The organism is Mesobacillus jeotgali (genome assembly GCF_014856545.2).
Lineage (GTDB): Bacteria > Bacillota > Bacilli > Bacillales > Cytobacillaceae > Mesobacillus.
Genome location: NZ_CP109811.1, coordinates 1,548,459 through 1,560,923, shown reverse-complemented (window position 1 = coordinate 1,560,923; position 12,465 = coordinate 1,548,459). Strand labels below are relative to the sequence as shown.

At 42.0% G+C, this 12,465-nt stretch carries 10 protein-coding genes; 6 read left to right on the top strand and 4 right to left on the bottom strand.

Features of this window, described 5'->3' with window-relative positions; genetic code table 11:
* Positions 1-159: 159 nt before the first annotated feature.
* Entirely contained in the window at positions 160-348 is a 189-nt protein-coding gene (locus tag FOF60_RS07670; protein WP_192473581.1) for a YkvS family protein, read from the top strand.
* Positions 349-492: 144 nt separating this feature from the next.
* Positions 493-678 (top strand): hypothetical protein, encoded by a 186-nt coding sequence (locus FOF60_RS07665; RefSeq protein ID WP_192473580.1) that lies wholly within the window; start codon positions 493-495, stop codon positions 676-678.
* A 166-nt stretch (positions 679-844) separates the two neighbouring features.
* Here FOF60_RS07665 and FOF60_RS07660 read toward each other — a convergent pair whose 3' ends face one another.
* The gene (locus FOF60_RS07660) at positions 845-961 is read right to left on the bottom strand and encodes a DUF6254 family protein (protein WP_225650320.1); all 117 of its coding nucleotides are present in this window, start codon (positions 959-961) and stop codon (positions 845-847) included.
* A 126-nt stretch (positions 962-1,087) separates the two neighbouring features.
* Between FOF60_RS07660 and FOF60_RS07655 the strand changes: the two genes are divergently transcribed.
* Entirely contained in the window at positions 1,088-1,699 is a 612-nt protein-coding gene (locus FOF60_RS07655; RefSeq protein WP_192472688.1) for a CPBP family intramembrane glutamic endopeptidase, read from the top strand.
* Between the two features lie 187 nt (positions 1,700-1,886).
* The gene (locus tag FOF60_RS07650) at positions 1,887-2,546 is read left to right on the top strand and encodes a hypothetical protein (RefSeq protein ID WP_192472687.1); all 660 of its coding nucleotides are present in this window, start codon (positions 1,887-1,889) and stop codon (positions 2,544-2,546) included.
* Positions 2,547-2,572: 26 nt separating this feature from the next.
* Here the strand turns inward: FOF60_RS07650 and FOF60_RS07645 are convergent, their stop codons facing one another.
* Entirely contained in the window at positions 2,573-3,616 is a 1,044-nt protein-coding gene (locus FOF60_RS07645) for a YkvI family membrane protein (protein WP_192472686.1), read from the bottom strand.
* 232 nt (positions 3,617-3,848) lie between these two features.
* Here FOF60_RS07645 and FOF60_RS07640 point away from each other — a divergent pair, with 232 nt between their 5' ends.
* Positions 3,849-6,005 (top strand): ATP-dependent Clp protease ATP-binding subunit, encoded by a 2,157-nt coding sequence (locus FOF60_RS07640; RefSeq protein ID WP_192472685.1) that lies wholly within the window; start codon positions 3,849-3,851, stop codon positions 6,003-6,005.
* A 742-nt stretch (positions 6,006-6,747) separates the two neighbouring features.
* Positions 6,748-9,774 carry an efflux RND transporter permease subunit gene (locus FOF60_RS07635; RefSeq protein WP_192472684.1) on the top strand — a complete coding sequence of 1,009 codons (3,027 nt, stop codon included), beginning with the start codon at positions 6,748-6,750 and terminating at the stop codon, positions 9,772-9,774.
* Between the two features lie 189 nt (positions 9,775-9,963).
* On the opposite strand, the gene FOF60_RS07630 is transcribed toward FOF60_RS07635, so the two are convergent.
* Both FOF60_RS07630 and FOF60_RS07625 read right to left on the bottom strand, forming a co-directional pair.
* A complete protein-coding gene (locus FOF60_RS07630; RefSeq protein WP_192472683.1) occupies positions 9,964-11,658 on the bottom strand; it encodes a M3 family oligoendopeptidase in 1,695 nt (564 codons plus the stop codon).
* Positions 11,659-11,802: 144 nt separating this feature from the next.
* Positions 11,803-12,240, bottom strand: a complete 438-nt coding sequence (locus FOF60_RS07625) for a MarR family winged helix-turn-helix transcriptional regulator (protein WP_192472682.1) — start codon at positions 12,238-12,240, stop codon at positions 11,803-11,805.
* Between the last annotated feature and the right edge of the window lie 225 nt (positions 12,241-12,465).

Sequence of the window (12,465 nt, the reverse complement as noted above, 5' to 3'; positions counted from 1 at the left end):
TAATTCTTATATATAATAGGTTATATAAATTGAATTTTCTAACTTTTATAAAATGAAAATTTCGTGAACATTCAAATTTAATGCGGATTTTCCTTTACGCTAGTTAAAAATTAAGGCAAAATGTTAGTAATTCGAAATATAACGAAGGAGCGAGTTTATTTGAAGAAAGCCGAAGTTGGAAATGTAATCGAATTCAAAGAAGGACTGCAAGGGGTCGTAGAGAAAGTAAATGAAAACTCAGTAATTGTTGATTTGACATATATGAACAATTTCCGGGATCTGGAGCTTGATCAACGCACTGTTATCAATCATAAAAACTATAAAATTGTTAAAGACGCAGCCTACTAATCTAGAAATGCCCAAGCGGCTTGCTCAGCCCTGACAAGCGCTGGAGGGCCGAACAGTGAAGTCGTTCTTTGACTTCATTGGCAGGACCGAAAACGAAATGCGGAGGCGACGGTCCGACTCCGACAAGCGTTGGAGGGCCTGACAGTGAAGTCGTTCTTTGACTTCATTGGCAGGACCGAAGTCGAAAAGTATAGCCGACTGTCCAGAAACACAGAAACTGGAGACTCCGAAAAAGAAGTGCTTTTTGCTTCTGCCGGCGGAGTTGAAGTTTCGGAGTTTCTAGGAGGCGACACTAGACAAACGCCTCGAGGAGTTAGGAGCCGCAGCTAGACAAGCGACTCGAGCTGCTCAAAGCTAACGCTTCTCGCAAGATACTCAAGGAAGTAATCTCAGGGATGAAAACTGGCTAGGCGCTGGAGCTAGACACTGTTCTAAGTGTAATAGTTTTTACTGTATTATAAAGATACCAAAAGCAGCCTGAGCTGCTTTTTCTGTTTTATTCTTTATTTTCCTTGCCAGCAAGCTCTTTAAAGGATTTTACTTTTCCATGCGGGTGCTGATCCTGCTTGCGGACAGTCCAATTACGCTCTCTCTCGCGCTTTGATTCTGACATGATCTTCCCTCCAATCAAATTTTCGTGCAATATTACTATTCCCCAATTGAAAGAAATCATTTCCTTACAATTTTAATGAATTATTTGGTACAATAAATTTTGTTTCTGGAAAGGGGTTTATGTAGAATGAAAAATTGGATGGCGGATCGCAGACTGATTATTGGGGTTTTGATCGCGCATCTTCTTATGTTTTTTACCTTCGAAGATAAAAACGTATTCTGGTATATATTCACAGCTTCGATGCTGGTTCTGATCAGTTATTCCATCATACACGAAGAAATCGAGGACAACACTTCAACGCTTTCTTACTTAACTTTAGGTATTGCTTCAGGTCTTGGTTTATTTGGCCTCTTTTGGCTTGGAAGCTTCCTGATCGAGTTGTTAAATCTGCCTTTCGCCAATCAAATAACGCGTCTGTACAGCAGATTCTCACCTGATTTAATCTGGCATTATCTTGTCCTGGTGTTAATCCTGGCTCCTGGCGAAGAAATCTTTTGGCGAGGATTTATCCAAAAACGACTCAGCAAATACATTAATGTGAAAATGTCGATTATTCTTTCCGTTATCTTATATGCCTCTGTCCATTTCTATTCTGGTGAATTTATTCTAGTTTTGGCCGCCATTATTGCTGGACTTGCCTGGAGTATTTTGTACGCATGGAAACGGAGCATGCCACTTGTTATAGTCTCTCATATCGTATTTGATTTATTATTATTTGTTTTTCTTCCACTTAACTAGTGAGTACCCAACAGATTTCACCCTAAAAATGACCCATGCCAACTTTGGCTCATGGGTCATTTTCATTATTGTCCAATTTGCCTGTCCATGATATTTTGTAAGTGCGACAAAATATTGTAACTTTCGTTATTCTATTCCGTCTAAAATTGTAGAAATCACCATATGAAATAACAGGGGGCATTCAGACATGAACAAATTAGTAAAACCTTTAGCAATTATCGGATTGTCATCAATTATCATTGCAGGCTGCGGATCTCCGGAAGAATCGAAGTCCACAGATAAGGCACCTGCGGCCCAGCCGGCTGCTGCGCCAGAAAAAAATGAGGAAAAGCAGCAAACAACAGACCAGGAAAATAATAATAACGAAGAGGGCCTAATCCGGGTTATGGAGCAAAACATTGCCTATACAGTGGATGGAGAACAAAAAGAACAGACTGCCTTCTTAAAACATAACGATAATCAAAACTACTCTATGTATGTTTTGCCTGAATATGAATTATCAGCAGAAGAGCCTAACAAAGATGTACTAATGTGGTCTGAGGACGACAGTGTATTCATGAGGATAGAACTGATTCCAAATGATGCAGAATGGTCCTTAGTCGAAGAGAATTCCAAAGCACAGCTAGCTGCTGTCGGTGCTGAAGTGAAGGAAGCACAAACACCTGAAGACCCATTCTTCAACAATGCGTGGGCAATGGAAACTAAAAATGAATCAGACATCGTAACGACGTATCTTATAAAAAATGATGAACAACCATTAAAGCTTACTTTATTCACAAAAGAAGGTGCAGACCACCGCAGTGCATTCTTGGAAATGGCCAAGACCATTATGAAAGAGAATAAATAAAAAGAAGGGGCAGCTGCCCCTTCTTTTTATCTTTTCACATTAACTGGTTTCATCCATAACAAGACAATAAAAATTAAACTGATGTAACCAAAAACAGGATAAAGGACTGAGAGCAGCGTTCCGTAATCAATCAAGCTGATGAAATAACAAATTAAAAAGAGCAGTGAAACGACAAGCAGGCTTGGCATCTTGATATACTTTTGAATTTGCCTTTCCAGACCAAAAATATTGCCAATTACGGAGGTGAAAATTTCTCCATATACAATCAAGACAAAAATCCAGTATAGACCAGCAGCAAGCTGTTTCATAACAACAGCCATTGGAATCTCAAATGTTTCGAATCCAGGAAGCATAATTAAGGTCAAATGGCTTGAAAGCAAAATTAAGGTAAGTGCTATCCCGCCAAGGATCCCACCCCATTTTACAGTTTGATCGTCCTTCATCTCGGCTGCTACAGGAACCAGGACTGCCTGGGCAAGCGACAGATTCAGCGCTGTATATGAGAATGGACCGATCACAGCCTTCCAGCCATCCTCTGCATATGGAATAAAAACGACCTGCTCAATGAATCCAGGCAATTTAACTGACAGGAAGAATAAGATCAGGCTGAACAAGATCATCATCGGCACGACAAAAGTGTTCACAGCAAAGACACCCTTTAAGCCGACAACCATGACGGCAAGTGACAGTGCAATCGTGACAAAGATCCCCAGGGATTTCGTCATTCCAAGCTGCTCTTCAAAAACTGCTCCTGCACCGGATAACATAACGGCACAAACTCCAAGCAGCATAAACAGCATCATAATATTGATAATTCCCCCAAAAAACTTCCCAAATAGATGAACATTCATTTCTTCATATGAATGGGCACCGATCGCTGCTGCGATGCGCATTAATTTTGCCCCCATATATGTAAGAATGTATCCCGCCATGAAAACACCAATTAATCCAAAAAGTCCAAAACGGGAAAAGAATTCGACGATTTCCCTCCCTGTCGCAAAGCCGGCTCCCACAACAGTCCCGACATAAACAGCAGCGATTTGAAAGGCAGCACCCCAATTTGTCTTCAAAGCGTTCCCCTCCCTCCTTCTCAATATATGTCAGGATAGACAAACCATGACGAGCTTTTTTTAAAAGGAAGTTCGAACACTGTCTTTTCTAAAAATTACCATAATCAAATATCTTGAAAGTCAGAAAAGGTCAAAGTATAATTAAGTTAAATTGATCAAAGATAGTCAAAGTCAAGAAAGACTATATTTGATCATTATATATAAGAATTAATTTTTTGAAGGAGGAATTTAAATGCTTTGCCAAAATTGCCATGAGAAAAACGCTAAGATCCAATTGAGATTAAATTTAAACGGTAATCAGAAGCATTTAATGCTCTGCGAAGATTGCTACAAAACAGAAAAAGAAAAATTAGGTGCTTCCTTTGGCAGCCAGATGTCTGGATTTTCAGGCTTTGGAGGCTCGCCATTTAATGATATGTTCAAACAGTTTTCAGGCAATATGAATAATCAAAACCCTAACGATAACCCGGCTTCTGCTGCTGCGAAAACAGCCGGCGGTGGAAATGGCTTTATTGATCAGTATGGCAGAAATTTGACTCAAATCGCCAAGACCGGCTTGATTGACCCGGTAATTGGACGAGACGAAGAGGTACAACGAGTAATCGAGATTTTAAATAGAAGGAATAAAAATAATCCTGTGCTGATTGGGGAACCAGGCGTAGGTAAGACGGCCATTGCTGAAGGACTCGCTCTTAAGATTGTTGAAGGCGATGTACCGGATAAGCTGAAAAGCAAGGAAGTCTATTTGTTAGATGTCGCTTCAATGGTTTCGAACACAGGTATTCGCGGACAATTCGAGGAAAGAATGAAACAGCTGATTTCTGAATTACAGGCTCGCAAAAATATCATTCTATTTATTGATGAAATTCATCAGCTTGTTGGTGCAGGGTCTGCAGAAGGTTCCATGGATGCCGGCAATATTCTGAAGCCAGCTCTGGCCCGAGGTGAGCTTCAAGTGGTCGGTGCAACAACCCTGAAGGAATATCGCCAAATTGAAAAGGATGCGGCGCTTGAGAGACGCTTCCAGCCAGTCCATGTCCTCGAACCAACAGTGGATGAGGCTGTCGAAATCTTGAAGGGAATTCAATCTAAGTACGAAGAGTTTCATCAGGTTTCCTTTCCGGAAGAAACAATCAAGGCATGTGTACAGCTCTCACACCGTTATATCCAGGACCGCTTCCTTCCTGACAAAGCAATCGATTTAATGGACGAAGCTGGCTCCAAGCTTAACCTTGTTTCTGATTACACCAATAAAAACGATGCTGAAAGCCGTCTTGCTGAAATCGCAAAGGAAAAGGAAGAGGCATTGAAGCAGGAAGACTATGAAACAGCTGCAAAGCTTCGTGACGAAGAAGCAAAACTGGAAAAGTCATTAAATGAAAATGGCAGTACAGAGCGTCCTTTGGTTACTGTCCAGCATATCCAGGAGATCATCGAAAAGAAGACTGGAATTCCTGTTGGCAAGCTCCAGGAGGACGAACAAGTCAGAATGAAGAACCTTGTCGCAAACCTTACTGGCAAGGTCATCGGTCAGGAAGATGCTGTACAGAAAGTAGCCAAGGCAATCCGCCGGAGCCGTGCAGGCCTGAAATCGAAAAACCGTCCAATTGGATCCTTCCTATTCGTCGGACCAACTGGTGTCGGTAAGACGGAATTAACAAAGACACTGGCAGAAGAGCTGTTTGGCACTAAAGATGCAATGGTAAGACTGGACATGAGTGAATACATGGAAAAGCACAGTGTATCCAAGCTGATTGGTTCACCTCCAGGGTATGTAGGCCACGACGAAGCAGGCCAGTTGACCGAAAAAGTAAGGCGAAATCCATACAGCATCATTCTGCTGGATGAAATCGAGAAGGCACACCCAGACGTCCAGCATATGTTCCTGCAAATCCTTGAGGACGGACGCCTGACTGACAGCCAGGGCCGCACTGTAAGCTTTAAGGACACTGTCATCATCATGACAAGCAATGCAGGAGTCGGACACAAAACAATCAAAGTAGGCTTCGATCAGAGCACTGCTGTCAACGAATCAAGTATCCTGGATTCATTGGGAGGTTTCTTTAAGCCAGAATTCCTTAACCGATTTGACAGTATCATCGAGTTCAAGGCACTTGAAAAAGAACATCTTCTTAAAATTGTTGACTTAATGCTTGCTGAACTTAGAGATACTCTTTTGGAGCAGAACATCACTCTTGAAGTTGAAGCTGAAGTAAAGGATAAGCTTGCAGAGCTGGGATACCACCCTGCCTTTGGCGCACGCCCTCTTCGCCGCTCCATTCAGGAGCAGCTTGAGGACTCCATCGCCGACTTCATCCTTGAAGACCCGGATGCAGTTGAATTGAAGGCAGTCATCGAAAATGACGCCATCACCATTAAACGAAAATAGTAACTTTGAAGGTTCGGAGTGAATCCGGACCTTCTTTTTTTATATACTGTTGAACCGCTTTGCTGCCTGGTGGGCAGTAGAGCGATTTTTTTGTATCTATGGCGCAACTCTTAGAGGAATTTGATTTGCTTGACAGCTTTGGCCTCTCTTACTTAAAAGCTGTCATAATAACGGCTTTTTCTTGACAGGTTTGAGCTCCATCACCTGAAGGCTGTCACAATTACAGCACTTTCTTGACAGCTTTGGCCTCCATCACCTGAAAGCTGTCACAATTACGGCTTTTTCTTGACAGCTTTGAGCTTTTCACCTGAAAGCTGTCACGATAACAGCACTTTCTTGACAGCTTTGCCCTCTTTCACTTAAAAACTGTCACAATAACAGTACTTTCTTGACAGCTTTGAGCTTTTCACCTGAAAGCTGTCACGATAACAGCCTTTTCTTGACAGGTTTGAGCTCCATCACCTGAAAGCTGTCACGATAACAGCCTTTTCTTGACAGGTTTGAGCTCCATCACCTGAAGGCTGTCACAATTACAGCACTTTCTTGACAGCTTTGGCTGACATAGCCTGATCAGTATAAAGTCTCTTTGAAAAGCGTCTTGATAACAGTGTTTGTTTGCTTGGTCCTGCAGCAACAATCAATGAGAAAATATATTTTAATTTTTACAGTTTAAAAATGAAATGTACATAGAAGACATATAGAATAAGAGCATAACTTTTCCAAAAGAAATGAGGTAAATTTAATGGGGTTTCTGACAAGATTCAGTCTCAAAAATGCTTTCGCTGTATTTATCATTTCCTTTTTATTAATACTTGGAGGCCTATATTCCTTCACTCGCCTGAAGGTCGATTTACTTCCGAATATCGAGTTCCCGCAGCTTTCTGTTGAAGTCATTTATCCGGGGGCTTCTCCTCAGGATATCAATGAACAAGTGACAGAAAAATTGGAAACTAAATTCAAGGGAATCGATGGACTAAAGAAAATCCAGAGCTCTTCCTTTGAAAGCATCGCGATCATCAATCTTGAATTCCCTTTCGAAACTGAATTGGATGATGCCGAACAGCAGGTCAATTCCTTCATCAAGGAGGCAGGACTTCCTGAAAATGTAGAAGCAAATGTAAACCGCTTTTCATTTGGCACATTCCCAATTTTTAATATTTCTCTGTTCGCAAAAGGAGATCAAGACCTTGAAAAGCTTGTGAACGATGAAATTATCCCTAAACTGAATAAGATCCAGGGAATCAACAGTGTCTCAGTTGGCGGTATGACTGAGGAGATCCTCCAAATTACTGTTGATCAGGAAAAGGCTGCCCAGCTTGCCATTAGCCTGAATGAAATTAAAGAAAGTATCAATGCAAAAAAATTCAGCTTTCCAGCTGGCAATTTAAATGAAAATGAAATCCAGGTGCCAGTAAGGGTGCAGGAAAAAATTGAAGAAATCAATGAACTCGAAAACCTGGTGATGCAGTCAAAATTCGCCCCGAATGCACCGCCGGTAAAATTGGGAGAAATAGCTTCAATTGAAGTTGTCACTGAAAAACCGGAAATCACCCGTTACAACGAAAAAGAGTCTTTATCAATGGCCATCACAAAAAAGCAGGATGCCAATACGGTGGAAGTTGCCGAGAAGGTTCTGGCGGTTATAAACAGTTATGACGACCGGCTTGAATACGCGATTGGTTTCGATTCCGCCGAAGGAATTGAAAAATCGGTCAATACCCTTGTAAAGGAAGGTTTGCTAGGAGCCCTGTTCGCTTCGATCGCTGTATTGATCTTCCTGAGGAACTTCAGGGCGACAATCATTGCGATTGTGTCGATTCCCCTTTCGCTATTGATTTCGTCGATCTTTTTGAACCAGCTTGATATTTCATTGAACATCATGACACTTGGCGGCATGGCAGTCGCAGTTGGCAGGGTGGTCGATGATAGTATCGTAGTGATTGAGAACATCTTCCGGAGAGTCCGAAAAGCAAATAAAGCGATGACAGATGATTTGATTCAGGATTCCACTAAGGAAATTCTGAAGGCGATCACATCCTCAACGATAACCACGGTTGTTGTATTCCTGCCGTTAGGACTTGTCGGGGGAATTACTGGGGAATTCTTTTTGCCATTCGCTTTGACTATTGTTTTTTCCTTGCTCGCATCATTAATCGTAGCTGTCACAATCGTCCCAATCCTGGCAAAATTCTCATTCAAGAAGGTTCCTAAGGAAGAAAAAGAAGGTGCGCTGCAAAGAGCATATGCCTCTTCAATCAAATGGTCATTGAATCATAAGGCCCTTGTCATCTTCCTCTCAATTGCCCTGCTTGCGGGTTCAGGATTCCTTGTCAAAGGTCTTGGTTTCACGTTCATTCCTAACGAGGAGCAAAAGCTGCTGGTCGCTACTTTCCAGCTGCCATCTTCTACTTCGCTTGATAAAACGAATGAAGTATCTTTGAAGGTCGAGAATATGTTCGCAGAACAAAAGGAAATTAATGATGTGACCGTTGGAATCGGCAGTCGGGACTTCCAGACCGGTCTCAAACGACAAAACCAGGCGAACTATTTTATCAGTCTGGGAGATGGCGTAAGTGTTTCCGAGTTTATACCTGAGCTAGAAAAAGAAATGGAAGATATCGTTCTATCAATAGAGCCAGATGCAAAAATCGGTATCCAGGAACAATCCACAGGTGGTCCGCCATCCAATAATAATGTCAACATTGACTTGTACTCTACTGATTTGGCTGTCTTACAGGACGCGGCTGCCAGGGTAGAAGATTACATGATGAAGCAGGAAGACCTAAAATATGTATCCAACAATTTTTCCGAGAAACAAAAGCAAGTTATTGTAGATATCGACCCAGAAAAATCTGCTCAATTAGGGGTTTCCGGATTCCAGGTTCTTGGTACCATAACTGATAAAACGAAGCCTGTTGATGCTGGTTTAATGAAACTGGGCGGTGAAGACCGCCGTGTTTCCATTACCTACAATGAAAAATCCGAAACCATAGAGGATCTCAAGAATACCATGATCTTCACTCAACAAGGGCCGGTTCCGATCACCGAAATCGCCCGTATCACTGAAACGGAGGCATTTACCTCGATCCAGAAATTAGATGGCAAGATATTCGCCCGCGTTTCAGCACAAATTGATTCAAATGACATTAGAGCAGTATCGAATGCCGTTATTGATGGTGTCCAAAATGATATTGAACTGCCTGATAGTGTTTCCCTTGAAGGCGGGGGCGGCAGTGATGAGACAGTTGAAACGTTCACACAATTGGGAATTGCAATGATTGTGGCCATCGGACTTGTCTATTTGACCATGCTGATCACATTCGGTCAGGCAAGGATCCCTTTCATAATCCTGTCATCCTTGATTTTCGTCCCAATCGGCTCCCTCCTCGGACTATGGATTGCAGATGAGCCGATGTCAGTTAGCGTCATGATCGGATTGCTGATGCTAATTGGGATTGTTACAACCAATGCGATCGTCATGGTTGACCGGATTGGCCAGAACCGGACAGAGAAAGGAATGCCTATCCGCGAGGCGCTTGTTGAAGCAGGAATCACCAGGCTGCGGCCAATCCTGATGACGGCCTTTGCGACGATCGCTGCATTGATTCCATTAGCGCTCACTACTTCATCTGGCACCCTGATTTCAAAAGGGCTGGCAGTAACCGTAATTGGAGGACTCACCTCCTCCACTCTATTAACGTTGATTCTGATTCCTGTTATTTATGAGGTGTTTTTCTTCAGACAGGTAAAAAAAGAACGCAGCTTATAGTGATGAAGCCCGCATGAGGATGCGGGCTTTTATTAATTTTAAATTTGAAAGATATTCTTATAATAGTATTTCCACACTCATAAGGGTACCGTTCCTCGTATGATAACAAATCCACAATCAATAAAAATAAAAAACTGCAGACAAACCGATTTTCATCGTTTGTCTGCAGACTGTAAGTGCCACTATTTTTTACAGCTTGCTATCGTCAACTGAATCAAGCCAGCTCTCGATTTCGCCAATTACTGACTGGACGCAGCCCTCTTCGAATGGTGAAATCAGATTCGCTTCCTTGACTAGGTCAGTGAAAGCCATGCTTCCTCCCAGCTTGCAGAGGTTAGCATAATCATTCCATGCTTCGGACTGATTTTCTCTTGAACGCTTCCAGAATTGGAATGCACAAATCTGCGCAAGCGTGTAATCGATATAGTAGAAAGGTGAATTATAGATATGGCCCTGTCGCTGCCAGAATCCGCCTTCTTCTAAATAAGTGTTTCCATCATAGTCTTTATGCGGTAAATACTTCTTCTCGATCTCACGCCATTGCTGCTTTCTTTCTGCAGGGGTAGCCTCAGGATTTTCATAGACCCAGTGCTGGAATTCGTCAACAGAAACTCCGTATGGCAAGAATAGCAGCGCACTGCTTAGATGCGAGAATTTATATTTATCGGTATCCTCTTTGAAGAATAGTTCCATCCATGGCCATGTGAAGAACTCCATGCTCATCGAGTGGATTTCACAAGCCTCATAGGTAGGCCAGTTATATTCCGGAATTTCAAAATGACGGCTTGAATATACCTGGAAGGCATGGCCCGCTTCATGTGTCAGCACATCAATATCGCCTGAGGTGCCGTTAAAGTTCGAGAATATGAATGGTGACTTATAGTTTTCAATATATGTGCAATAGCCTCCGCCTGCTTTACCTTTCTTTGCAACCAGGTCCATCAGATTGTTTTCATTCATGTAACGGAAGAATTCGCCTGTCTGAGGAGATAGCTCATTATACATTTTCTGTCCATTTTCAATGATCCAGTCAGGACTTCCTTTTGGAGCCGCATTACCGGTTTTGAAATCGAATGGCTCATCATAGTACTTTAATTCCCCGACACCTATACGATTCTTTTGACGTTCCTTAAGCTTCGAAGCGACCCGAACGATGTATTTATGAACCTGGTCCCTGAATGCTGCTACCATGCTGCTGTCATAGTCAGTACGGAACATGCGATAGTAAGCAAGCTCTACAAAGTTACTGTAGCCAAGTTTATGGGCCATCCCAGTTCTCACTTTAACAAGCTCATCATAAATCCGATCGAACTCTTCTCCATGCTCGGAAAAGAATGCAAATTTAGCTTCACTTGCTTTCTTTCTTGTTTCACGGTCTTTAGACTCTGTAAAAGGATCAAGCTGTGCAAGAGTCCTCTCTTCCCCTTCGAACATGATTTTCGCTGAAGCAACAAGCTTTGTATATTCAGTGGAAAGCTTGTTTTCCTTCTGCATCAATGGAACGATTTCCGGTGAAAACTGTTTTAACTGTGCATCGGCCAAAGCGAAAAGCTGACTTCCCCATTTGGCTTCGAGTTCATCACGGAAAGAAGACGAAACAAGTGCTTCATAATACTTTGTCACCAAGCCCTCTACCTGTGGAGCCAGTTCATCCAGGAAATCCTGTTCTTGCTTATAGAACTCATCTTCGGTATCGATAGAATGGCGGATATAGCAAAGATTGAACATTGTGCCGACATCATTGCGCAAATTATTGATGCCATTCATTGCCGTGCTTTGCTCCTCAACAGAGCCTGCATTTTTGAATTGTTCGAGAAGTTTATCGAATTTAGCAGTGACTTCATCCAAATTCGGGCGGGTATATGTATATTGCTCATATTTCACGGTATTGCCCCCTTTTTCTTTATAAGGGATGTATTATCCCCATCCCTTTCCTATTCTACGGATATTCCCTTTTTCCCTTTTTATAACTGCTCTTTAGATAAATTTTTCAGAAGAAAACAATAAAAAAACGGCATTTGCCGTTTTTTAATATTTGCTTACAGATAGGCCCAGCTTTTTTAGCAACTCAATCGCTGTGTCTTTTTCATCATCATTCAGGCTGTCCATCAGTTCGTGGATCAACGCGCTGTGTTCAGGAAAAATTTCTTCTATTAGTTTTCTTCCATCTTCAGAAATTTTCGCATAAGTGACTCTTCGATCTTTAGGACAGGCTACTCTGTTTAAATAGCCTTTTTCTTCAAGTTTATCAACTACATAGGTGATACTGCCGCTTGCCAGAAGAATCTTTCCCCCTATTTGCTGCAATGGCTGTTCGCCTTTGTGGTATAAAAGCTCTAAAACAGCAAATTCAGTCGGGTTCAGTCCATTTCTTTGGATGACCTTGTTCACCTTTTCATTGACAGCCCTGTACGCTCTGGATAATACAATGAATAATTTCAAAGATTTTTCTGTCTCATTTTTCATACAATTTCATTCCTTTACCTCAATCGACTAATCCATAACTAGAGTATATCTGAATTCGTTGTTTTTATCAGTATTTCCCTTAATTTTATATGAAAAACTAAATAAAGTCCTTAAACAAGACTGTTGATTTTCGTTCCAGGCGTTTCGCTTTCCGCAGGGCTGGCGGTGAGCCTCCTCGGAGCAAGCTCCTGCGGGGTCTCAACTGTCCAGCTGATCCTGCAGGAC